Origin of the sequence: Streptomyces apricus, assembly GCF_008369065.1 — a bacterium.
In the GTDB taxonomy this organism is placed as follows: Bacteria; Actinomycetota; Actinomycetes; order Streptomycetales; family Streptomycetaceae; genus Streptomyces; species Streptomyces apricus.
Genome location: NZ_VDFC01000029.1, coordinates 35872 through 59786 on the forward strand (window position 1 = coordinate 35872; position 23915 = coordinate 59786).

Below are 23915 nucleotides of genomic sequence, written 5' to 3' on the forward strand. Positions count from 1 at the left end.
CGGGTTTTTTCATGGGGCCGACGGCCGCCGCGTCTTGTTCCGCGCTGCGGTGCTCGGGCGGGTCAGCGCGCCGCGGTGTCCTCCCCGGTGGTGGGCCGCGCGGCCGGGGCGGGCGGGGCCGCGGCCGGAAGGACGACCCGAAGCAGCGCGCCACCGCGTGCGGAACGGGCGACGCCGGCCCGGCCGCCGTGTGCGTCGACGACCCGCTGCACGATCGACAGCCCCAGACCGGATCCCGGCAACGCCCGCGCGCTGTCGGCACGGTAGAACCGGTCGAACACCCGCGGTACGTCGGCGGCGTCGATGCCCGGCCCGGCGTCGTCGACCTCCAGCACCGCCGACGCGCCCTCGGCACGGAGCCGGACCTGGACCGGCTGGTCCGCGGGGGACCACTTGCCGGCGTTGTCGATGAGGTTGAGCACCGCCCGTTCGAGCGCGGCGGGACGCCCGCTCACCCACACGGAGGTCACGTCGAGCGCGACCTCGACGTCGGGCGCGCGGGAACCCGCCCGGGTCGCGGCGGCCCCCACCACGTCGGCGAGGTCGAGCAGCTCGGTGCTCTCGTCGCTGACGTCACCGCGCGCCAGGTCGGTCAGCTCGGCGACGAGGGTGCTCAACTCGTCCACCTGGGCGCCGAGATCGTTGAGCAGCCGGGTCCGGCTCTCCGCCGGCAGTGCGCTGTCCAGGGTGCCGCGCCGGTCGAGCCGTATCAGCAGCTCGACGTTGAGGCGCAGACTGGTGAGCGGGGTCTTGAGCTCGTGGGCGGCGTCCTCGGCGAGCAGCCGCTGGGCCCGCCGGGAGTCCCGGAGCGCGGCGAGCATGTCGTTGATCGACCGGATCAGCCGCCGGATCTCCCCACCGCCCTCGTCCGGGATGTCGGCGTCCAGGTTCCGGGTGCGCGCGACACGTACCGCGGCGGCGGTCAGCCGGTCGATCGGTGCCAGCCCGGTGCGCGCCACGGTCAGCCCGACGAGGGCGCCGCCGACCACGCAGAGCAGCCCGATCAGCAGCATGCCGAACCCGAACTCGTTGATCGGTTCGTCGTCGGCGACGCGGACCACCTGGACCGCGCCGTCGCCCGCCCGCAGCGTGTAGATGAGGTAGCCGTCCTCCTCGCTGTCGCCCGACTCCATCAGGCCGGCCGATGCGCCCTGTGCCACGCGCCCGGCGCGCTCGCTGACCGGGGGCAGCGCGGGTTGGCCGGCCGGCGTCCGGATCGAGCCGTCGGGCAGGATGACCCGCACCAGCTGACCTGAGCCGGGATACGGCGACAGCCGGACCTGCGCCAGGCCGGCGCGCTCGGCGTTCCTCGCCAGGACGCGGGAGTCGGCGCGCAGCTGATCCTCCGCGGTGTCCTGCAGCTCCCAGGCCAGTAGCTCGCTGGCCACCTGGAAGGCCACGAACACGCTGACCGCGATGGCCGTCGCCGCGATCACCGTCATCCTGGCCCGCAGGGACCGCCGGCGCCACCACCGGGTCAGCCGGCGCGGTTCCCGGCCGGCGTGCCTGCTCACGGAGGAGTCTCCCGCAACGTGTACCCCAGGCCGCGCAGCGTGTAGACCAACCGCGGCTCGCCCTCGGCCTCCAACTTGCGGCGCAGGTAACTCACGTACACCTGGAGGTTGTTGGCGGTGGAGCTCATGCCGAAGCCCCAGATCGCCCCGAACAGCGCGTCGCGGGTCACGACCCGGGTCGCGTTGCTCATGAGGACCTGCAGGAGGGAGAACTCGGTCCGGGTCAGGCGCAGCGGCCGCGCGCCCCGCCACGCCTCGAACCGGTCGGGATCGAGCCGGACGTCGGCGAACGACAGGACCTGCGACTCCTCGTCGGCCGGCATGCGCCGGCGCAGCAGGGCCCGCACCCGGGCCAGCAGCTCCTCGGTGGCGAACGGCTTGGGCAGGTAGTCGTCGGCGCCCGCGTCCAGTCCCGCGACCCGGTCGGAGACCTGGTCGCGGGCGGTCAGCATGAGCACCGGCAGATCCTGGCCCGCGGCCCGCAACCGCCGGCAGGTCTCCAACCCGCCGAGGCGGGGCATCGTCACGTCGAGGAGCAGCAGATCCGGTGCGTCGCCACCGACCTCGTCGAGCACGGCGAAACCGTTGGCGACGGTGCTCGTGTCGTACCCCTCGACCTGGAGCACCCGCTCCAGCGAATCACGGATGGCCGCCTCGTCATCCGCGATCATGATTCGCACGCCGGCCCGCCCCCCTCCAGTCGACGCCTTTTCCGCTCATTGTCGCCGATCAACCTGAGGCCAGGCTTAGAGCGTCGCCGTCGTGGTGCCCGCGGGCCGTGCGCTTACGGATGCCTGAGACCGTGTCCTACGTGGTCAGCCACGTAACGGAGTTGAGCGCCGGTGAACCGGTGCGCCGGGCAGGACTTCCGCCCCGCGGGAGGCGTACCGCTCAGGGCGCGTGCGCGGTGAAGGGGCCGATGTTGAACGAGTCGCCGCAGACCTGCAGTCCCGCCGGGGACGCGGTCAGTGCCGCGGTGTTGTCGGGCGGGAAGACCTTGATCCGGGCCGGCTCGGGCCAGCACTTCCCGTCGGTGACTCCCTTGCCGGGTGTCTTCACCACGGCGTGCGCCGCCTGCCCCGGTTTCAGCACCACGTTCTCGGCCGCCCCGTCCTGCGAGCGGGTCGCGGGCCGGCCGATGCGTCCGCCTTCGGCGTCGGTCAGCGACAGACCCGCGTACCCGTGGAGGGCGCAGCTGTTCTCCGCGGTGTTGGTGAGGGTCAGGTCGAAGTACTTGCTGTTCATCTCCTGGCCGGTGGCCTTGAGCCCGGCGCGCAGGTCGTCCGTGGTGCAGTCGCTCCGGGTCCCCGGGCTGCCTGTCGCGCTGCCGGCCGACTTGTCCGTCTGGCTGTCCGTCGGGTCCTGCTCCGTGGTAGCCGCGGCGGTGCCGCCGGTCTGCGCGGACGCGGACTCGGACGCGGAGGGCCGGGCACTTGCGCTCGCGGAAGCCTGCTCGGTTCCGTCGCTCCCGCCGCACGCACCGAGTCCGAGTACACCCAGCACGACCAGGGTCGAGACCGCGACGGACTTCACCGGCCGTTTCGTCCTGTTGGCATTCATGCCAGGTCGTCTGTCCGACTCCCCAGGAAACATGCACGTACCACGCAGTTCGGTGCGCCGGACCGAGCTGTTCGTACGCCGCCGATCCCGGTCCGCGCAGGTCACATCACGGCGCGCGCAGGGGCAAGCGCCGCGTCCCGCAGGCGGACCGCGTCCCGGCTCGGGGGCGCGCCGAACTGGCGGCTGTACTCGCGGCTGAACTGCGACGGGTTGTCGTAGCCGACGCGCCGGCCGACCCCGGTGACGTCGCCCGGGTGGGTGGCGAGCAGGAGCCGGGCCTCCTGGAGCCGGATCTGCTTCTGGAACCGGATGGGGCTCATCGCCGTCACCGCCTGGAAGTTGCGGTGGAAGGCGGACACGCTCATGCCGGACAGCCGGGCCAGGTCCTCGACCCGGAACGGCTCGGCGTAGTGCTCGCGGATCCAGCGCACGGCCCGCGAGACATGGCTGAGACCGCTGTCGGCGAGGCCGAGCTGGCGCACCGCCGCGCCCTGTTCGCCGGTGATCAGGCGCCACAGGATCTCGCGTTTGACCAGCGGGGCGAGCACGGCCCGGTCGCGGGGTTCGTCGAGCAGCCGCAGCAGCCGGACCACGGCGTCGAGCAGCGCGGGCGGGGCGTCGCCGACGGCGATCCCCGACGGGGCGCCGCCGGAGCGGGGGAGATCGCCGGGTCCGGCCTGCAGCAGCACCTCGGCGACGGCGGACGGTTCCAGCGCGAGACCGAACCCCAGCGCGGGCCGCTCGGGGTCGGCCCGGACGAACTCCCCGGTGACGGGCAGGTCGACGGACGCGACCAGGAACTGCCCGGCGCCGTACTCGTAGACGCGGTGGCCCAGCGCGAGCCGTTTGGCCCCCTGGGCGACGACCGCGAGCACCGTGCCGGACATGGAGAGCGCCGGAGGGCCCGGCCGGTCGACCTTCGAGATCAGGACGCCGTCGACGGCCGTGGTCCAGTCGGGGCGCGCATGGCGGTCCAGCAGGGTGCGGAGCTCCTGGAGGTGCATGCGTCCATTGCAGCACCCGCCGGTTCCCGTACTCCGCGCCCCGAGAGGATCGTGCAGGTACGGGAGAGGATCGTTCTAACGTTCCCGCAGGTCAGGCGAGTTGAATGGAACGCATCCACTCCACCACGGAAGAAGGCGTCCCATGACGGTGACCTACGGCTTCAACGCGACCCTGACCGCCGGACCCGGTCTGGGCGACCGGGTGGTCGACCTGCTGCTGACCGGTCTGGACGAGGGCAGTCCCGGTGCGAGCGAGCACTGCGTCGTCTACCTCGTCTCGCGGTCCGCGTCCGACCCCGACGTCGTCCATGTCACCGAGGGCTGGACCAGCGAGGAGGCCCACCACCGGCTCTTCGCCGGCGAGGCCGCCCGGGCGGTGGTGGCGCAACTGGACGGGCTGCTGGCCGGGGAGCCGGTCTACACCGACTACGTCCCGGTCGGCGGCAAGGCCACGTTCTGATCCGGGGCCTGTCCCTGGCCTCACCCAGCCCAGCCTCACCGGGAGTGGGGAGAGGGGCGAGCGGAACGCATCGGCCATACGCGCAAAATTGAGCTGCTCAGTCAATTCTTTGCGGAAAGTACGCCCACAGGTTTCTAGCCCGTCTCCGCTTTGTCAACGGTCCCGGTGGCAGCGGTAGTTGAGGTGGAAGCGGCTTGCATCGCTTGCGGCCCCACTTGCGCTTTCGTGACAGTCCGTGCGTAAGCGGCCGACACGCTCCGGCACCTGGTGAGGGAAGGCAAGTGAACCGCACTTTAGGCGTGTTCACGCCATAGACGAACCGTCAGCTGTCTGCAACTCTCTGATCGATCGCCGCAAAAGATGGTGCCACGCACGCACATCCAAGAGCGACGGATACCCACCCACACAGCCGCCCCGACGCCGCCCACATCCGGACCGGGACGGAGATCGGGGACACATGAGACAGCTACGCCGGGGACGGCACGCGATGGCCGCCGTCCTCGCCACCGCCCTGCTCCTGCTGGGCCTGCCCGCACTGGCCGCCGCGGCGGCCGCCGGGCCCGACCTCGCCGCCGGCCGGCCCGCCACCGCCAGCAGCTCGCACGCCGAGTACGCGGCCCGCAACATCACCGACGGCGACCAGGGGACGTACTGGCAGAGCGCCGGGAGCAGCTTCCCCCAGTGGGTCCGGACGGACCTGGGCACCACCGCCCGCGTGGACGAGGTGGTGCTGAAACTGCCGGCCGGCTGGGAGAGCCGCGACCAGACCCTGTCCGTGCAGGGCAGCGCGGACGGCACCGCCTTCACGACCCTGAAGTCCTCCGCCTCCTACACCTTCGCCCCGGGCGGCTCCAACACCGTGACGGTGTCCTTCCCCGCCACGCAGACCCGGTACGTACGCGTCGAGATCACCGCCAACACCGGCTGGCAGGCCGCCCAGCTCTCCGCCCTTGAGGTCCGCGGGGCCGGTGACTCCTCGGCGAACCTGGCCCGCGGCCGCACCCTCACCGCCTCCGGCCACGTCGAGACCTATGTGCCGGCCAATGCCAACGACGGCAACAAGGCCAGCTACTGGGAGAGCCGCAACAACGACCTGCCGCAGTGGATCCAGGCGGACCTGGGCTCCTCCGTACGCGTCGACCGGGTCGTGCTGCGCCTACCGGATGGCTGGGGAGCCCGCAGCCAGACCCTGAAGATCCAGGGCAGCGCCAACGGCACCGACTTCTCCGACCTGACCGCCTCCAGGGCCTACGCCTTCGCGCCGGGCGACGGCAACTCGGTGACGGTCTCCTTCGACGCGGCCACCACCCGGTACGTGCGGGTCCTGGTCACCGCCAACACCGTCCAGCCCGCCGCGCAGCTGTCCGAGCTGGAGGTCTACGGCCCGGCGACCGGGGACACCCAGGCGCCGAGCGCCCCGGCGGACCTGGCCTACACCGAGCCCGCCACCGGCCAGATCCGGCTGACCTGGAAGGCGTCCGGCGACGACACCGGCGTGACCGGCTACGACGTCTACGCGAACAACGAGCTGCTCACCACGGTCGGGGGCACGGTCACCACCTACACCGACAACCGCCCCGCGAGCGCCACGGTCTCCTACTACGTGCGGGCCAGGGACGCGGCCGGCAACGTCTCCGGCAACAGCAACACCGTCACCCGCCGCGGGGAGAGCGGCGACACCCAGGCACCCACGGCGCCCGCCAACCTGTCCCTGACCGAACCGGCCGCGGGACAGATCCGCCTCGCCTGGAACGCCTCCAGCGACAACACCGGCGTGACCGGATACGAGGTGTACGCCAACAACACCCTGCTCACCACGGTCGGCGGCACGGTCACCACGTACACCGACAACCGTTCCGCGAGCGCCACGGTCTCGTACTTCGTGCGGGCCAGGGACGCGGCGGGCAACGTCTCCGGCAACAGCAACACCGTCACCCGCAACGGCACGTCGGGACCCGGCTCCAACCTCGCGGTCGGCAAGCCGATCACGGCCTCCTCGACCGTGCACACCTTCGCCGCCGAGAACGCCAACGACAACAGCACCTCCACCTACTGGGAGGGCTCGGGACACCCCGCCACCCTCACCGTGAAGCTCGGAGCCAACGCCGACGTCACCTCGCTCGTCCTCAAGCTGAACCCGGACAGCTCCTGGGGTGCCCGCACGCAGAACATCCAGGTCCTCGGCCGTGAGCAGGACGCCTCCGGCTACACGAGCCTGGTCGCCGCCAAGGACTACGCCTTCAGCCCGTCGAGCGGCAACAGCGTCACCGTGCCCGTCACCGCCCGGGTCGCCGACGTGCAGCTGCGCTTCACCTCCAACACCGGCGCCCCGGCCGGGCAGCTCGCCGAGTTCCAGGTGCTCGGCACCGCGGCGCCCAACCCGGACCTGGAGGTCACCGCGCTGAGCGCGTCCCCGGCCTCGCCGGTCGAGTCCGACGAGATCACCCTCACCGCCACCGTCCGCAACAGCGGCGAGGCCGCCGCCCCCGCCAGCTCCCTCGCGCTGCGCCTGGGCGGCAGCAAGGTCGCCACCGCCGCCGTCGGTACCCTCGCCGCCGGGGCGACCCGCACCGTCAGCGCCTCCATCGGGGCGCGCGACGCCGGGACGTACCAGATCGGCGCCGTCGCCGACGAGGCCGGTGCGGTCATCGAGCAGAACGAGACCAACAACACCTACACCAGCCCCACGTCGCTCGTCGTACGGCCGGTGAACAGCTCCGACCTCGTGCCGGTGCTGACCACCACCCCGTCCGGCCCGGCGGACGGCGACACGGTCACCTTCAAGGCCGCCGTCCGCAACCAGGGCACCACCGCCTCGGCGGGCGGCGCGCACGGCCTCACCGTTGCGCTCGTCGACTCCAAGGGCGCCACCGTACGGACCCTGACCGGCTCGTACGACGGCACGATCGCCGCCGGGGCCACGAGCGGGACCGTCACGCTGGGCACCTGGACCGCCGCCAACGGCTCGTACACGGTCCGCACCACCGTCGCCGCCGACGCCAACGAGTTGCCGGTCAAGCGGGAGAACAACAGTGCCACCCAGTCCCTGTTCGTCGGGCGCGGGGCCGACATGCCCTACGACCTGTACGAGGCCGAGGACGCCGCGACCGGCGGCGGCGCGGCGACCGTCGGACCCAACCGGACCGTCGGCGACCTGGCGGGCGAGGCGTCCGGCCGCAAGGCGGTCACGCTGAACAGCACCGGCGAGTACGTGGAGTTCACCACCAAGGCGGCCACCAACACCCTGGTCACCCGCTTCTCCATCCCGGACTCCGCGGGCGGCGGCGGCACCGACGCCACCCTCAACGTCTACGTGAACGGCACCTTCCACAAGGCGCTGCCCCTCACCTCGAAGTACGCCTGGCTGTACGGGGCCGAGTCGGGCCCGGGCAACTCCCCGTCCGCGGGCGCACCGCGCCACATCTACGACGAGGCGCACCTGATGCTCGGCGAGACCGTCCCGGAGGGCGCGAAGATCCGGCTGCAGAAGGACGCGGCCAACACCTCGAAGTACGCGATCGACTTCGTCAGCCTGGAGAAGGTCGCGCCGGTCGCCAACCCGGACCCGGCCGCGTACGCCGTGCCGGCCGGATTCGGGCAGCAGGACGTGCAGAACGCCCTGGACCGGGTCCGCATGGACACCACCGGCAAGCTCACCGGTGTCTACCTGCCGCCCGGCGACTACCAGACGTCGAGCAAGTTCCAGGTGTACGGCAAGGCCGTCCAGGTCGTCGGCGCCGGTCCCTGGTACACGCAGTTCCACGCCCCCTCGGGCCAGGACAACACCGACGTCGGGTTCCGCGCCGAGAACTCCGCCAAGGGGTCCTCGTTCCGCAACTTCGCCTACTTCGGCAACTACACCTCCCGCATCGACGGCCCGGGCAAGGTGTTCGACTTCGCCAACGTGTCGGACATCGTCATCGACAACACCTGGACCGAGCACATGGTCTGCCTCTACTGGGGCGCCAACACCGACCGCGTGACGATCAGTGACTCGCGCATCCGCAACACCTTCGCCGACGCGATCAACATGACCAACGGCTCGACGGACAACCACGTGGTCAACAACGAGTCCCGGGCCTCCGGCGACGACAGCTTCGCGCTGTTCTCCGCGATCGACGCGGGCGGCGCCGACATGAAGGACAACCTCTACGAGAACCTGACCTCGATCCTCACCTGGCGCGCCGCGGGCGTCGCCGTCTACGGCGGCTACGACAACACCTTCCGCAACATCCACATCGCCGACACCCTGGTCTACTCGGGCATCACGATCAGCTCGCTGGACTTCGGCTACCCGATGAACGGGTTCGGCACCTCTCCCACGACCGTCGAGAACGTCTCGGTGGTCCGTTCCGGCGGCCACTTCTGGGGCAACCAGACCTTCCCCGGCATCTGGCTGTTCTCCGCCTCGAAGGTCTTCCAGGGCATCCGCGTCAACGACGTGGACATCGTGGACCCGACCTACAGCGGCATCATGTTCCAGACCCAGTACGACGCGGGCGGCCGGCCGATCAACCCGATCAAGGACACGGTCCTGACGGACATCTCCGTCACGGGTGCGCGCAAGAGCGGGGACGCCTACGACGCCAAGTCCGGCTTCGGGGTGTGGGCCAACGAGATGCCCGAACAGGGCCAGGGCCCGGCGGTCGGTGAGGTGACCTTCAACGGGCTGAGGTTCAGCGGAAACGCCGTGGACGTCCGCAACACCACCTCCACCTTCAAGATCAACATCAATCCCTGAGAATCCACCCCTGAGACGGGCCGGAAGGAGGCTCCAAGGTTGGCGCAAGCCGTTTGCGTGGCTTGCGCTAGCCTTGCGCTCATGACGCGACGACTTGCTCAGGTAGCCAAGAAGGTTGGGGTCAGCGAAGCCACGGTCAGCCGGGTGCTCAACGGCAAGCCCGGGGTCTCGGACGCCACCCGGCAGTCCGTGCTCACCGCACTGGACGTCCTCGGCTACGAGCGTCCCACCCAGCTGCGCGGGGAGCGCGCGCGGCTGGTCGGCCTGGTCCTGCCCGAGCTGCAGAACCCCATCTTCCCGCTGTTCGCCGAGGTCATCGGCGGCGCGCTGGCCCAGCAGGGGCTCACCCCCGTGCTGTGCACGCAGACCAAGGGCGGCGTCTCCGAGGCGGACTACGTCGAGCTGCTGCTCCAGCAGCACGTCTCCGGCGTGGTGTTCGCCGGCGGCGGCCTGTTCGCCCAGGCCGACGCCCCCCACGACCACTACCGGCAGCTCGCCGAACGGCGCATCCCGGTCGTGCTGATCAACGCCCCCATCGAGGGGCTCGACTTCCCCTGCGTCTCCTGCGACGACGCCGTCGCGGTGGAGCAGGCCTGGCGCCACCTCACCCTGCTGGGGCACGAGCGCATCGGCGTGGTCCTCGGCCCGAGCGACCACATCCCCTCCCGGCGCAAGCTGGCCGCCGCCCGGGCCGCGGCGGAGGCGGCCGGCGGCACGCTGCCCGACGCGTACGTGGAGCGGTCGATGTTCTCCCTGGAGGGCGGCCAGGCGGCCACCAGCCGCCTGCTGGACCGCGGTGTCACCGGCGTCGTCTGCGCCAGCGACCCGCTTGCGCTCGGCGCCATCCGGGCCGCCCGCAGGCGGGGCCTGGCGGTGCCCGAGCAGGTCTCGGTCGTCGGCTACGACGACTCCGCCTTCATGAACTGCACCGAGCCCCCGCTGACCACCGTGCGCCAGCCCGTCGAGGCCATGGGGCGGGCCGCCGTGGACCTCCTGTGCGCCCAGATCCAGGGCGCCGAGGTCCAGCCGGGGGAGCTCCTGTTCGAGCCGGAGCTGGTGGTCCGCGGCTCGACGACGCAGGCGCCCCGCGCATAGCGCGTACGACCGGTCCGGGAGCGTACGGACCCGGGAGCGCACGACCCGAGCGCGGTGCGGCCGGACCCGGCCGCACCGCGCTGTCGTTTGCGTACGGGCGTCCCGCCGGGATCACTCGTATGCGGCTGACTGTCAAACAATTACGAAAGCTGCGCGAGATATTGCGGTCATCTGTTCGCGGTGGTTGAGTGTGCGGCGCCCCACATCGCACCGGCGGTGCGGGCGCCTTCCACGTTCATGCCCGAAGGGGACCACCCATGATCAGAGCTCGGTTCCGCCGCACCCGCCGCGCCGGCGCGGTCACCCTCGCCTCCGCGCTCACGCTGACGGCGCTCGCCGCCTGCGGCACGAGCAGCAGCGGCGACGACGGCGACAACGGCTCCGGCAACGCGAAAGCCGACCCCGCCGCACCGCTGGACCCGAAGACCAAGGTGTCCATCACCATCGACTGCATGCCCCCCGCGGCGAAGGCGGCCGAGCTCAGGCAGTGGAACGAGGACGTCAAGGAGTTCAACGAGAAGTACCCGAACGTGCGCATCGAAGGCCGCTCCACCCCGGGACAGTGCCTGGAACCGCCCCGCTTCACCGCCATGCTCAAGGCGAAGTCCCAGCCCGACGTGTTCTACACCTACTTCACCGACCTGCCGCAGGTCCTCGACAACGACGGCGCCCAGGACATCACCGCGTACGTCAACGACAGGACCGTGCCGCTGCTGAAGGACATCGACCCCGACGTCCTCGGCTCGCTGAAGCAGGACGGCAAGCTCTACGGCCTGCCCACCAGCAACTACCGCATGGGCCTGCTCATCAACCGCAAGCTCTTCAAGGAGGCCGGCCTCGACCCGGACGCCCCGCCGAAGACCTGGGACGAGGTGCGCAGCGCCGCCAAGAAGATCGCGGGCCTCGGGGGCGGGGTCGCCGGCTTCGGCGAGTACAGCGCGGCCAACACCGGCGGCTGGCACTTCACCGCGCAGATGTACAGCCTCGGCGGCGACGTCGTCGACGCGAGCGGCAAGAAGGCCGCCTTCAACGACGAGACGGGCAAGCAGGTCGCCGAGAACCTGCACGCCATGCGCTGGGACGACGACTCCATGGGCAAGACCCAGCTGCTGAAGTGGGGCGACCTCCAGAAGCAGATCGCCACCGACAAGCTCGGCATGTTCCTCGCCGCGCCCGACGACGTCACGTACATGGTCCAGCAACTCGGCGCCGAGTACGAGAACTTCGGCATGGGGCCGATCCCGGGCGGTGAGAACACCCTCGCCGGCGGCAACAACTACATGATCAAGCAGGGCATCTCGCCCGACAAGGTCAAGGCCGCCGTCGCCTGGCTGAACTTCAAGTTCACCACGGTCGGCAAGGGCCACTACGACTGGAAGCGCTCCAAGGCGGACGGCCTGCCGGTGGGGCTCCCGCAGCCCAACCTGTGGCTGAACGGCTCCAAGACGAAGGACGACGCGGCCCGCAAGGAGTTCGCCACCATGCCGGTGGAGAACTTCAAGGCCTTCACCGACAACCCGGTCCCCGGCAAGGCCGAGCCGCCGAAGGCCCAGGAGATCTACAAGGTCCTCGACAACGTCATGTCCGGCATCCTCACCAACAAGGACGCCGACATCGACAAGCTCCTCTCCACAGCCGAGTCCCAGGTCAACAAGGTCCTAGCGCCGTGACAGGCAACGTTCGCCCGTCGCGACGCCCGGCACGCACTCTCGCTGCACCGGCCGAAATCCCAAGTACGTCCAGTACGAGGGCTTCCGGCCGGCACACCGAGAGCACGCACCGGACGCCGCTCCTTGACGGGCAAACGTTGCCTGCCACGGCACTAGCCACCCAGTGACCATAAGACGGCCGGGCGGTGCCACCACCGCCCGGCCGCCCGCGCGCCGCCGCCGCACGCCAAGGAGCGACCATGTCGGCCCCCACCCTCACCAAGGACCCGGCGGTCAGGGACCGCCGCCCCCGCAGGACCCGCGACCGTGCCCCGCGCCTCCCGGGCGGCGGGTTCGGCCAGGCCCTGCGCCGCAACCTCACCGCCCACGGCTTCCTCATCGGCGCGGTCCTGTGCTTCGCCTTCTTCTCCTGGTACCCGATCGTCCGGGAATTCCTGCTCGCCTTCCAGAAGACCGAGGACGGCCGCGTCAGCTGGGTGGGCTGGGACAACTTCGTCACCGTCTGGAACGACCCGGCCTTCGGCCAGGCCTGGCGCAACACCCTGTGGTTCACCGTGCTGGCCCTGCTCCTCGGCTTCGTCGTGCCGTTCGTCGCCGCCCTGGTCATCAACGAGTTCCGGCACGGCCAGGGCTATCTGCGGCTCCTGGTCTACCTGCCCGTGATGCTCCCGCCGACCGCGTCCGTCCTGCTCTTCAAGTACCTGTACGACCCCGGGTACGGCATGTTCAACGAGATACTCGGCGTCTTCGGCGTCCCCGCCCAGCAGTGGCTCCAGGACCCGGACACCGCGATGCTCTCCGTGGTCGTCGCCTCGACCTGGATGAACATGGGCGGCGCCACCCTCATCTACCTCGCCGCGCTCCAGGGCGTGCCGGGCGAGCTGTACGAGGCCGCCGAACTCGACGGCGCGGGCCTGCTGCGCAAGGTGTGGCACGTCACCGTCCCGCAGACCCGGCTCATCCTGCTGCTGATGCTCCTCATGCAGATCATCGCCACCATGCAGGTCTTCATCGAGCCGTTCCTGCTCACCGGCGGCGCGGGCCCCGAGGGCTCCACCACCACCGTCGTCTACCTGATCTACCAGTACGCCTTCAACTTCAACAACTACGGGGCCGCGGCGGCGCTCGGCCTGCTCCTGCTCGTCCTGCTGGCCGGCTTCTCGGCCGTCTACACCAAGCTCAACCGCGCCGACCAGGACTAGGACCCGGGGGAGACAAGGACATGTCCACTCGTACGCTCATCTCACCCGCCCAACTGGCGCGCCCCCGCGGCAAGCTCCTCTACTGGGTGTGCTTCGCGCTCGTCGTCGTCCTGTTCACGCTGGCCTTCCTCGGCCCGCTGTACTGGATGGTGTCCAGCGGCCTCAAGACCACCCAGGAAGCCGTCCAGACCCCGCCGACCTGGGTCCCGGGCTCCGTCCACACGGAGAACTACACGCGCGCCTGGGAGGTGATGGACCTCGCCAGGCTCCTGTTCAACACCCTCTACTACGCGTTCGGCGCGCTCGCCTTCCAGCTGGTGCTGGACGTGGCCGCCGCCTACTCGCTCTCCAAGCTGCGGCCCGTCCTCGGCAAGGCGATCCTCGGCCTGATGCTCGCCACCCTGATGATCCCGGCGACCGTCCTCGTCGTACCGCAGTACCTCACCGCGCTGGACGTGCCGATCGTCGAACGCAACCTGCTCAACTCGCCCTGGGCGATCTGGCTCCCGTCGGTCACCAACGCCTTCAACATCTTCCTGCTCAAGCGGTTCTTCGACTCGATCCCCAGGGAACTGCTCGACGCGGCGTCGATGGACGGCGCGGGCTCCCTGCGCGTCCTGTGGTCCGTCGTGCTGCCTGTCTCCCGGCCCATCCTCGGCGTGGTCTCCATCTTCGCCGTCGTCGGCGTCTGGAAGGACTTCCTCTGGCCCATGCTGGTCCTGCCCGACCCCTCGCAGCAGACCCTCGCCGTCGGCATCTACTCGCTCGCCACCAGCGTGCCCGAGAACGTGCTGATCGCCGCGCTGACCATCGCCTCCCTGCCCACGCTCCTGCTGTTCCTGATCTTCCAGCGCAACATCATGAGCGGACTGACGGCCGGCGGCCTCAAGGGCTGACCGCACACCCGCAGTCCGGCACCGCACGCGGCCCGGGCACCCCGCACGATCCGGGTGCCTCCCGCGGCGGACACCCCGCAGGTGCCCCCACCGATCCTCCGCCGCCACCCCGTTCCCGACGCCCCGCTGTCCGGGGCGGCGGCGGAGAACCACCCCTGCCCCGAAAGGACCGACACGTGGCAGTCCCTGAGCCCGGTACGACGACCCCCGGACACACCGACGACTGGTGGCGCGGCGCCGCCATCTACCAGGTGTACCCGCGCAGCTTCGCCGACGGCGACGGCGACGGCACCGGGGACCTCGCGGGCGTACGGTCGAGATTGCCCTACCTCGCCGAACTGGGCGTCGACGCGATCTGGTTCACCCCCTGGTACCTGTCCCCGCTCGCCGACGGCGGCTACGACGTCGCCGACTACCGCACCATCGACCCCGCCTTCGGCGACCTCGCCGAGGCCGAACGGCTGATCGCCGAGGCCCGCGGGCTCGGCATCCGCACCATCGTCGACATCGTCCCCAACCACGTCTCCGACCAGCACGCCTGGTTCCGCGCCGCGCTCGCCGCCGGTCCCGGCAGTCCCGAGCGCAAGCTCTTCCACTTCCGCCCCGGGCGCGGCGAACACGGCGAACTGCCGCCCAACGACTGGCCGTCGCAGTTCTCCGGCGAGACCTGGACCCGGGTCGAGGACGGCGAGTGGTACCTGCACCTGTTCACCCCGCAGCAGCCGGACCTCAACTGGGCCCACCCCGCCGTGCGGGAGGAGCACGAGGAGGTGCTGCGCTTCTGGTTCGAGCGGGGCGTGGCGGGCGTGCGCATCGATTCCGCCGCGCTGCCCGCCAAGGACCCCGACCTGCCCGAGTTCGTGGAGGGCCGCGACCCCCATCCGTACATCGACCGGGACGACCTGCACGAGATCTACCGCTCCTGGCGGCGGATCGCCGACGAGTACGGCGCCGTCTTCGTCGGCGAGGTGTGGCTGCCGGACTCCGAGCGCTTCGCCCGCTACCTGCGCCCCGACGAACTGCACACCGCCTTCAACTTCAGCTTCCTGTCCTGCCCCTGGGACGCGGAGCGGCTGCGCGCCGCCGTCGACGACACCCTCGCCGAACACGCCCCGGTCGGGGCGCCGGCCACCTGGGTGCTGTGCAACCACGACGTCACCCGCACGGTCACCCGCTACGGGCGCCACGACACCGGCTTCGACTTCGCCACCAAGGCCTTCGGCACCCCGACCGACCTGGAACTCGGCACCCGCCGGGCCCGCGCCGCCGCCCTGCTCACCCTCGCCCTGCCCGGCTCCGTCTACCTCTACCAGGGCGAGGAACTCGGCCTGCCCGAGGCGGAGATACCCCGCGACCGCATCCAGGACCCGATGCACTTCCGCTCCGGCGGCACCGACCCGGGCCGCGACGGCTGCCGCGTACCGCTGCCCTGGACGGCCGACGCCCCGTACGCCGGTTTCGGCTCGCGCACCGAACCCTGGCTGCCGCAGCCGGACGGCTGGTCCGCCTACGCCGCCGACCGCCAGGCCGGCGACCCGCACTCCATGCTGACCCTCTACCGCACCGCGCTGGCCCTGCGCCGCGCCGACCCGGCGCTGGGCGACGGCCCGCTGGAGTGGCTGCCCACCGGCGACGGGGTCCTCGCCTTCCGCCGCGCCCCGGACCTGGTCTGCGTGACGAACCTGGCCGGCACCCCGGCCGTCCTGCCGGACCACACGGAGGTCCTGCTCTCCAGCGGCCCGCTGGACGCCGACGGCAGGCTGCCCACCGACACGTCGGTGTGGCTGCGGAGCTGAGCGCCCACCGGTCGGCCGCCGGTCAGAAGTGGGTGGCGATCCCGAACACCCGCCGCAACTGCGCCATGTCGTGCAGGTCGCGGTCGGCCGGTTCGTACCCCTGGTGGAAGTACACCTGCTGCTCCGCCGACAGACAGGGGACACCCGCCCCCTGGATCGTGCCGCGGACGAAACAGGAGGCGGGGTAGCGGAACGGGCGGTCCGGGTCCAGCGAGGCCTGCACCGCCGACCCGTCCGCCGCGAGGACCAGCGGGTGCAGGTCGATCTCGCGCCCGCGTGCGTCCGTCACCACGAACCGCACGGGGCGCCAGTCGAGCGTCTCGGCGAACCCGGCCTCGGCGAGGGCCGCCACGACCGCGTGCTCCTGGTCCTCGCGGTGCATCAGGTCCAGGTCGCGGTGGCGGCGAGTCTGCTCCCCGACCAAGGCGTCGACGCCCCATCCACCGCCCACCCAGACGTCGGTGTCAGCAGCACGCAGCACGGAGAGGACGGACAGCACGTCGTCGGCGGTCATCACGCGAGCACGGTAACCACGCGGCGGCCGCGCGGGCGAGCGAGTTACCTGCCGAGCGGCTCACCTGCCGAGCGGCTCACCTGCCGAGCGCCGCGACGCCGGCCCGCGCGTACTTCTCGTCCAGGTCGCCGGAGGGCGCGCCCGCCACCCCGATGCCCGCGATCGGCGCGTTCTTCGCGGTGACCGGGGCCCCGCCCGCGAGGAACAGGGTGCCGGGGATGTCCTTGAGGTTCGGGGCCTGCTCCAGGCGCTTCGCCAGCTCGGAGGTCGGCGCGTTCCACGACACCGCCGTGTACGCCTTCTTCTCGGCCGACGCGTAGGACTGCGGGCCGGCGCCGTCGCCGCGCAGGGTCACCACGGTGTTGCCGTTGCGGTCGACGACGGCGACGGAGACGCGCTGGTCGTCCTCGCGCGCCGCGTCGAGCGCCGCCCGCGCGGCCCGCTCGGCGGCGTCGACCGTCAGGTGGGTGGTCCGCGTCAGGTTCTTGTCCGTGGCGTCGGCCCTGACCACGGTGTCGGCCTCGGCGGCCGCCCGTGCGGCGGGCGCCGCGGAGGAGGCGCTCGCCGAGTAGGCGCCGACGCCCCCGAGGGTGACGGCGGCGACCAGGGCGCCGCCGGTGACGGCGCGGGTACGACGGGAGGTCTTCTTGACGTGCTGCATGGCTGCCGCTCCTGGAGGTCTGCGTGGATGGTGCGGGTGGTGGCGGGCCCCGGCCGTGCGGGCCGCCGCTCTGTCATCCATCGTGGGTCCGCGCCGGGCACCGGACGGTCGGCGGTCCGGCTGCACCCGGCGCGCCGGACGGCCGACACGGGCATCGACCGATCGGTTGATCCGCGGGCCGCGCCCCTGGGCGAGAATGAGGTGTCCGGCCGGTTCAGGAGGTGCACGTGCGGTCCGACGACACAGGAGCACCCGCGGACGACGGCCCGTCGCGGGACGAGCGCCGGCTGGCCCTGGTCATGCACGTCGTCTGCTACGTCCTGCTCGCCACCTGCCTGGCGCGCTACGTCCAGCGGCACGCCGCCGAGCCCCGCGCACCCTGGGTGGTCGCGCTGGCCGTGCTCCTGGCCGTCCTCTACGCGGTCGGCGCGATCCCGGCGGCCGGCGGGACGTCCCCCACGCCGCGCGGCAGGGACACATGGCCCCCGGCGCACCGGCTGGTCCGGCTGGGCGCGGTGGTCGCCACGTGGGCGGTCCTCGTGGTGTGCGCGCCGAGCTTCGCCTGGGTGGCGGTGCCGCTGTTCTACACGGCCCTGCGCACCCTGCCGCCCGCCGCCGCGTACGCCCTCGCGGCGTTCCTCACCGTTCTCGTGATCCTCGCCCAACTCGCCCTGGCACCGCGGTTCAGCCTCGACCTCGTCGTCGGCCCGGCGGCCGTCGCCACCCTCGCCACCGCGGTCTTCGCGCACACACGGCAACAGGCGGACCGCCAGCGCGCCCTCATCGACGACCTGCTCGGCACCCGCCGCGAGCTGGCCGCCACCGAACGCCGCGAAGGAGTCCTCGCCGAGCGCCAGCGGCTGTCCATGGAGATCCACGACACGCTCGCCCAGGGGCTGTCGAGCCAGCGGATGCTGCTGCAGGCGGCGCTGCGGACCTGGGACACCGACCCGGCCAAGGCCCGCGCCCACGTCGGTACGGCCGTTTCCGTCACCGGGCACAACCTCGCCGAGGCCCGCCGCTTCGTGCACGACCTGGCACCCGCCGACCTCGCCCGGGGCGGCGGTCTCGACACGGCGCTGCGCACCCTCGCGGCCCGCGAGTCGGGCCCGGCGCTCACCGTCCGCGTCCACGTCGACGACGGCGGGCGTACGGCGCCGCTGCCCGACCGGGCCCGGTCCGCGCTCCTGCGCATCGCCCAGGGCGCCCTGGCCAACGTGCGGGAGCACTCGGGGGCCACGGCCACCGCACTCACGCTCACCCGGCTCGACGACCAGGTGGTCCTCGACGTCGCCGACAACGGACACGGCTTCGACCCGGCGACCGTCGCCACCGCCGGCCCGTCCGGCGGGCGCGGGCACGGCATCCGGGCGATGCGGGCCCGGGTGCGCCAGCTCGGCGGCACGCTGAGCATCGAGTCCGCACCGGGGGAGGGCGCCGTCCTGACCGCGACCGTCCCCCTCGCCCCGCACACCGAGGAGACGCCGCGATGACCGACCTGCCCGCCGAGCGGCGCCCCGTACGCCTCCTGGTCTGCGACGACCACGTGGTCGTACGGGCCGGTCTGCTCGCCCTCCTCGACAGCGAACCGGACATCGAGGTGGTGGGCCAGGCGGGGACGGGCGAGGAGGCGCTCGCCCTGGCCGCGCGGCTGGCGCCCGACGTGGTGCTGATGGACCTGCAGCTGGGGGAGGGCATGGACGGCGTGCAGGCCACCCGCCGCCTGACGGCCGCCCCGGCCGCCCCGCACGTCCTGGTCCTCACCACGTACGACACCGACGCCGACATCACCCGGGCGATCGAGGCGGGCGCGACCGGCTACCTGCTGAAGGCCGAGCGGCCGGAGGAGCTGTTCGCCGCGATCCAGGCCGCGGCGCGGGGGCGTACGACGCTGTCGCCGCCGGTCGCCAGCCGGGTCATGGCCAACCTGCGCACGCCGCCGCCCGCGCTCACCGACCGGGAGCGGGACATCCTCGGGCAGCTCGCCCGGGGGCTCGGCAACCGGGACATCGCCCGCGCGCTGTTCATCAGCGAGGCGACGGTGAAGACGCACCTGGGCCGTATCTACGCGAAGCTCGGCGTGGACACCCGGGCGGGAGCGGTGGCCGCCGCGAAGGAACGCCGCCTGCTGCCGTGACCGCCGCCCCGGCCGGCTACCGGCTCTCGTTGTCCACGGACTCCCGCAGCCGGCGGCTCGCCATCACCATGTGGTCGGCCATCGCCCGGTCCGCCGCCTCGGGGTCGCGGGCCCGGACGGCCCGCAGCACCGCGTCGTGCTCGCACAGCGTGCCGCTCACCGTCCCCTCGATGTCGCTGACCCGTTCCATCCACACCTGCAGCAGCGCCCGGATGCTGTGCAGGATGTCGCTCAGCACGCTGTTGCGCGCGATGCGGGCCATCTCCAGGTGGAAGCCGATGTCCGCGTCGATGAACGCCTTGGCGTCCCCGCCGGCCGCCCGCATCCGCCGCAGGTGCTCCTCCAGGAGCTCCAGGTCCTCGTCCGTCGCCCGCTCCGCGGCCAGGCGCGCGGACACCGCCTCCAGGTAGGTGCGCACCTCCACCAGGTCCTGGGTGCGCCGCTGCCCGAGCATCAGACCCCAGTTGATCGCCCGGGGCAGGAACTCCGAGGTCCCCTCGCGCACGTACGAGCCCGAGCCGGGCCGGATCTCGATGATGCCGAGCACGTCGAGGGCGGACAGGGCCCCGCGGACACTGGAGCGGGCCACGCCCAGCGCCTCGGCGAGCTGGCGCTCGGCGGGCAGCCGGGTGCCGGGCTTGATGTCGCCCGCCGACAGGTGGTCGAGGAGCCGCTTGGCGACCTCGCTGACGGAGGACTCCCGCACCACGGGACGCAGGAGCTGCGCGAGGTCGGGGGCGGCCGCGGACGTCTGTTCGCCGGACTGACTGGTCACGGTCACCAGTCAACCAGATGGGGCTCCCAGGAGGCTGACCAGTCGGTTCTTGCGCGCCGGGGCGGGTCCGTCTGCCGGTTTTGTCAAGGGTTGCGAGAGGGTCGAAGATGAGACCGTCCTCACATTGGTAAATTGGTGACCAATTTGAGTCGTCGGCATAGCGTGAAAACGTTCCGGTCGGCCGTCGCGGGTTCGACGAGCCGTCCGGCCCGACCCACCCCGGACGGAGCTGTCCGGGCGAGCCGAGGAGTCGCCATGGTCGCCGACGCGCCATCCGCGGCAGTCGAGAGAACTGCCATCAAGAAGGTCTCAGTCCGCCTCGTACCGTTCGTGGCCCTGATGTTCTTCGTGAACTACCTGGACCGCACCGCGGTCTCCTTCGCCGAGCCGAACGGCATGGGTGAGGACCTCGCCCTGACCGCGGCCCAGTTCGGCTTCGCCTCCGGGATCTTCTTCCTCGGCTACATCGTGCTGGAAGTCCCCAGCAACATGGCCCTGCACCGGTTCGGCGCCCGCCGCTGGCTGGCCCGCATCATGGTGACCTGGGGCATCGTCTCGCTCCTGTTCACCTGGGTGGACAGCACCGGTCAGCTCTACACCCTGCGCTTCCTCCTCGGCGTGGCGGAAGCCGGCTTCTTCCCGGGCGCGATCCTCTTCCTCAGCCAGTGGGTGCCCTCCCGGCACCGCACCAAGATCCTCGGGCTCTTCTACCTGGCGCAGCCGCTGACCACCGTCCTCGGCGCCCCGCTGGCGGGCTGGCTCATCGGCCGGCACGGCCTGTTCGGGCTCGAGGGCTGGCGCGTGATGTTCCTGTTCGTCTCGCTGCCCGCCATCGTCCTGGGCGTCGTCGCCTGGTTCTACCTCGTCGACCGGCCCGCCGACGCCAAGTGGCTCACGCCCGCCGAGCGCACCTGGCTGACCGACGCGCTCGCCGAGGAGAACGCGCAGAAGACCGGACACGAGACCAAGCACGCCAAGGGCGACCTCAAGAAGGCCTTCAGCAGCGGCCGCGTCTGGGTGCTCGCCCTGGTCTACTTCGGCTTCGTCTACGGCCTGTACGCCCTCGCCTTCTTCCTGCCGACCATCATCGACGGCTTCCAGGAGCAGTACGGCACCACCTTCAGCGTGATGGACAAGGCCTGGATCACCGCGATCCCCTACCTGCCCGCCGCGATCGTCCTCTTCTTCTGGACCCGCCACGCCACCAAGCACGGCACCCGCGTCTGGCACGTGGCCGGACCCGCCGTGGTCGGCGGTGTCTCCATCCCGCTCGCCCTCTACATGGGCTCCCCGACGGCCACGGTCGCCGTGATCACCGTGACCGCGTGCTCCATCTTCGCGGCCCTGCCCGTCTTCTGGTCCGTGCCCTCGCGCTTCCTGACCGGAGCCGCGGCCGCCGCGGGCATCGCCCTCATCAACACCGCGGGCAACATCGCCGGCTTCGCCTCCAGCTACATCACCGGCTGGCTCAAGGACTGGACCGGCGCCTACTACGTCCCGCTCTACCTGGTCGGCTTCTTCATGCTCCTGTCCGCCGTGCTGATGATCCTGCTCTCCCGGCGGGGCGGCACCGCGGAGCCGGCCCCCGCAGCAGCGCACCAGCCCGTGGAGGCCCTCCGATGACCCGGCTCTTCAACGACCCCGCCGCCTTCGCCGACGAGGCCCTCGAAGGCTTCGCCGCCGCCCACCGCGGCTGGGTGCGCCCCGTCACCGGCGGTGTCGTCCGCGCCGCCGGCACCCCCGCGGGCCAGGTCGCCGTCGTCGTCGGCGGCGGATCGGGCCACTACCCGGCCTTCTCCGGACTGGTCGGCCGCGGCCTCGCACACGGCGCCGCCGTCGGCAACGTCTTCGCCTCGCCCTCCGCCCAGCAGATCCGCTCCGTGGCACGGTCCGCCCACGGCGGCGCCGGCGTCCTGCTGATGTACGGCAATTACGCGGGCGACGTCCTGCACTTCGGGCAGGCCGCCGAACGCCTGGCCGGCGACGGCATCGAGGCCCGTACCTTCGCCGTCACCGACGACATCTCCTCCGCCGGACCCGAGGAGTCGGCCAAGCGCCGCGGCATCGCGGGCGACCTGCCCGTCTTCAAGGCCGCCGCCGCGGCGGCCGAGGAGGGCCTGCCGCTGGAGGAGGTCCTGCGCACGGCCGAGCACGCCAACGCCCGCACCCGCTCCTTCGGCATCGCCTTCTCCGGCTGCACCCTGCCCGGCGCCGACCACCCCCTGTTCACCGTCCCCGAGGCCCGGATGGCCGTCGGGCTCGGCATCCACGGCGAGCCCGGCATCGGCGAGGAGCCCCTGCCCACCGCCGACGAGGCGGCCCGGCTCATGGTCACCGCACTGCTGGCGGAGCTCCCCGAGGACGTCGGGGCGCCCGCCGGACAGCGCGCCGCCGTGATCCTCAACGGCCTGGGCTCGGTCAAGTACGAGGAACTCTTCGTCGTCTACCGCAAGGTCGCGGCCCTCCTCGGCGAGGCGGGCGTGGAGATCGTCGACCCGGAGGTCGGCGAACTCGTCACCAGCTTCGACATGGCAGGCGTCTCCCTCKCCCTGACCTGGCTCGACGACCGCCTCGAACAGCTGTGGCGGGCACCGGCCGACACCCCCGCCTACCGCAAGGGCGCCCCGCAGGCGCAGGCTCCGGCGGCCGAGGCGGCCCCCGTCACCGAGGACACCGACGACGCCCGCATACCGGCCGCCACCGAGCGCTCCCGCACCGCCGCCACCAGGGTCCTCGCGGCCCTGGACGCCCTGGCCGACACCGTCGACACGCACGCCGCCGAACTCGGCCGCATCGACGCGGTGGCCGGCGACGGCGACCACGGTATCGGCATGCAGCGCGGCTCCACCGCCGCCCTGCGGGCCGCCGTCCGCGCCCACGACCTGGGCGCCGGCGCCGGAACCGTCCTCGTCCACGCCGGGGACGCCTGGGCCGACCGGGCCGGCGGCACCTCCGGCGCCCTGTGGGGCACCATGCTCCGCTCCCTCGGTACGCGGCTCGGCGACCAGGACGCCCCCGACGCCCGGGCGGTCGCCCGGGGAGTCTCGGACGCCTCCGACGCCGTACGCCGCCTGGGCGGGGCCGAGGTCGGCGACAAGACGATGGTCGACGTCCTCGTGCCCTTCGCCGACACCCTGGCCGGGGCCGCGGACGCCGGCGACCCGCTCCCCGAGGCCTGGCAGCACGCCGCGCTCGCCGCCGAGAAGGCCGCCGTCGCCACCGCGGAGCTGCTGCCCCGCAAGGGCCGCGCCCGGCCGCACGCCGAGAAGTCCCTCGGCACCCCCGACGCGGGCGCCCACTCGCTCGCCCTCATCACCCGCGCCGTGCACGGCGCGCTGTCCGCCGCCCCGCACGACCAGCCGTCCGACCAGCACTGAGGAAAGCCGCCATGACCGACAAGCTCCGCATCGTCGTCGGATCCGACGACGCCGGCCACCAGTACAAGGAAGCCCTCAAGCAGGACCTGCTGGGCAGTGCGCTGGTCGCCGAGGTCACCGACGTCGGCGTCGACGCCGACGGACACACCGCCTACCCCAAGGTCGCCATCGCCGCCGCCGAGATGGTCGCCCGCGGCGAGGCCGACCGCGCCCTCCTGGTGTGCGGCACCGGCCTGGGCGTCGCCATCGCGGCCAACAAGGTCAAGGGCATCCGCGCCGTCACCGCCCACGACTCGTTCTCCGTCGAGCGCGCGGTGCTGTCCAACAACGCGCAGATCCTGACCTTCGGCCAGCGCGTCGTCGGCCTCGAACTCGCCCGCCGCCTGGCCGCCGAGTGGCTCACCTACCGCTTCGACGAGACGTCCGCCTCCGCGGCGAAGGTCCAGCTCATGTGCGACTACGAGGATGCAGCGGACGCCGACGCCGCCGGGTCCGGGGCGGCCGCCTGATGCC

Annotated in this window: 19 protein-coding genes; 12 read left to right on the forward strand and 7 right to left on the reverse strand. The window is 72.0% G+C overall.

Going from position 1 to position 23915, the window contains the following annotated elements; all coding sequences use genetic code 11:
• Positions 1 to 62: 62 nt before the first annotated feature.
• The 4 genes from FGF04_RS10340 to FGF04_RS10355 form a co-directional block, all read right to left on the reverse strand.
• On the reverse strand, positions 63 to 1514 hold the full coding sequence (locus tag FGF04_RS10340) for a HAMP domain-containing sensor histidine kinase (RefSeq protein ID WP_149510984.1): 1452 nt from the start codon (positions 1512 to 1514) through the stop codon (positions 63 to 65).
• The gene (locus tag FGF04_RS10345; RefSeq protein WP_149510985.1) at positions 1511 to 2194 is read right to left on the reverse strand and encodes a response regulator transcription factor; all 684 of its coding nucleotides are present in this window, start codon (positions 2192 to 2194) and stop codon (positions 1511 to 1513) included. The genes FGF04_RS10340 and FGF04_RS10345 overlap by 4 nt, the downstream gene beginning before the upstream one ends.
• 211 nt (positions 2195 to 2405) lie before the next feature.
• Positions 2406 to 3074, reverse strand: a complete 669-nt coding sequence (locus FGF04_RS10350) for a DUF4232 domain-containing protein (protein ID WP_149510986.1) — start codon at positions 3072 to 3074, stop codon at positions 2406 to 2408.
• 101 nt (positions 3075 to 3175) lie between these two features.
• Complete coding sequence (locus FGF04_RS10355; protein ID WP_149510987.1) at positions 3176 to 4078, reverse strand: AraC family transcriptional regulator; 903 nt, start codon at positions 4076 to 4078, stop codon at positions 3176 to 3178.
• Between the two features lie 142 nt (positions 4079 to 4220).
• Here FGF04_RS10355 and FGF04_RS10360 point away from each other — a divergent pair, with 142 nt between their 5' ends.
• The 7 genes from FGF04_RS10360 to FGF04_RS10390 all read left to right on the forward strand — a co-directional run bounded on the left by FGF04_RS10360 (position 4221) and on the right by FGF04_RS10390 (position 15938).
• Positions 4221 to 4538: a putative quinol monooxygenase gene (locus FGF04_RS10360; RefSeq protein ID WP_149510988.1), complete on the forward strand. Its 318-nt coding sequence runs from the start codon at positions 4221 to 4223 to the stop codon at positions 4536 to 4538.
• Between the two features lie 457 nt (positions 4539 to 4995).
• Positions 4996 to 9279, forward strand: a complete 4284-nt coding sequence (locus FGF04_RS10365) for a discoidin domain-containing protein (RefSeq protein ID WP_149510989.1) — start codon at positions 4996 to 4998, stop codon at positions 9277 to 9279.
• An 81-nt stretch (positions 9280 to 9360) separates the two neighbouring features.
• Positions 9361 to 10374: a LacI family DNA-binding transcriptional regulator gene (locus FGF04_RS10370; RefSeq protein ID WP_149510990.1), complete on the forward strand. Its 1014-nt coding sequence runs from the start codon at positions 9361 to 9363 to the stop codon at positions 10372 to 10374.
• 257 nt (positions 10375 to 10631) lie between these two features.
• Positions 10632 to 12044, forward strand: coding sequence for an ABC transporter substrate-binding protein (locus FGF04_RS10375; RefSeq protein WP_149510991.1), 1413 nt, complete (start codon positions 10632 to 10634; stop codon positions 12042 to 12044).
• 239 nt (positions 12045 to 12283) lie between these two features.
• Positions 12284 to 13246, forward strand: a complete 963-nt coding sequence (locus tag FGF04_RS10380) for a carbohydrate ABC transporter permease (protein ID WP_149510992.1) — start codon at positions 12284 to 12286, stop codon at positions 13244 to 13246.
• Positions 13247 to 13266: 20 nt separating this feature from the next.
• Entirely contained in the window at positions 13267 to 14142 is an 876-nt protein-coding gene (locus FGF04_RS10385) for a carbohydrate ABC transporter permease (protein ID WP_149510993.1), read from the forward strand.
• A gap of 176 nt (positions 14143 to 14318) precedes the next feature.
• A complete protein-coding gene (locus FGF04_RS10390; protein WP_149510994.1) occupies positions 14319 to 15938 on the forward strand; it encodes a glycoside hydrolase family 13 protein in 1620 nt (539 codons plus the stop codon).
• A gap of 22 nt (positions 15939 to 15960) precedes the next feature.
• Here FGF04_RS10390 and FGF04_RS10395 read toward each other — a convergent pair whose 3' ends face one another.
• Positions 15961 to 16452 carry a nucleotidyltransferase domain-containing protein gene (locus FGF04_RS10395; RefSeq protein ID WP_188114030.1) on the reverse strand — a complete coding sequence of 164 codons (492 nt, stop codon included), beginning with the start codon at positions 16450 to 16452 and terminating at the stop codon, positions 15961 to 15963.
• 76 nt (positions 16453 to 16528) lie between these two features.
• Positions 16529 to 17113, reverse strand: coding sequence for a GlcG/HbpS family heme-binding protein (locus FGF04_RS10400; protein WP_149510996.1), 585 nt, complete (start codon positions 17111 to 17113; stop codon positions 16529 to 16531).
• Positions 17114 to 17412: 299 nt separating this feature from the next.
• Between FGF04_RS10400 and FGF04_RS10405 the strand changes: the two genes are divergently transcribed.
• On the forward strand, positions 17413 to 18606 hold the full coding sequence (locus FGF04_RS10405; RefSeq protein ID WP_149511003.1) for a sensor histidine kinase: 1194 nt from the start codon (positions 17413 to 17415) through the stop codon (positions 18604 to 18606).
• Positions 18603 to 19250 carry a response regulator gene (locus tag FGF04_RS10410; protein ID WP_149510997.1) on the forward strand — a complete coding sequence of 216 codons (648 nt, stop codon included), beginning with the start codon at positions 18603 to 18605 and terminating at the stop codon, positions 19248 to 19250. The genes FGF04_RS10405 and FGF04_RS10410 overlap by 4 nt, the downstream gene beginning before the upstream one ends.
• Positions 19251 to 19266: 16 nt before the next feature.
• On the opposite strand, the gene FGF04_RS10415 is transcribed toward FGF04_RS10410, so the two are convergent.
• The gene (locus tag FGF04_RS10415) at positions 19267 to 20031 is read right to left on the reverse strand and encodes a FadR/GntR family transcriptional regulator (RefSeq protein WP_149510998.1); all 765 of its coding nucleotides are present in this window, start codon (positions 20029 to 20031) and stop codon (positions 19267 to 19269) included.
• A gap of 249 nt (positions 20032 to 20280) precedes the next feature.
• On the opposite strand from FGF04_RS10415, the gene FGF04_RS10420 reads away from it, so the two are divergent.
• The 3 genes from FGF04_RS10420 to FGF04_RS10430 are packed head-to-tail and all read left to right on the forward strand — an operon-like array spanning position 20281 to position 23911.
• A complete protein-coding gene (locus tag FGF04_RS10420) occupies positions 20281 to 21648 on the forward strand; it encodes an MFS transporter (RefSeq protein WP_149510999.1) in 1368 nt (455 codons plus the stop codon).
• Positions 21645 to 23402 carry a dihydroxyacetone kinase family protein gene (locus FGF04_RS10425; protein ID WP_149511000.1) on the forward strand — a complete coding sequence of 586 codons (1758 nt, stop codon included), beginning with the start codon at positions 21645 to 21647 and terminating at the stop codon, positions 23400 to 23402. Before FGF04_RS10420 ends, FGF04_RS10425 begins: the two co-directional genes overlap by 4 nt.
• Positions 23403 to 23413: 11 nt before the next feature.
• On the forward strand, positions 23414 to 23911 hold the full coding sequence (locus FGF04_RS10430) for a ribose-5-phosphate isomerase (protein WP_149511001.1): 498 nt from the start codon (positions 23414 to 23416) through the stop codon (positions 23909 to 23911).
• Positions 23912 to 23915 lie beyond the last annotated feature (4 nt).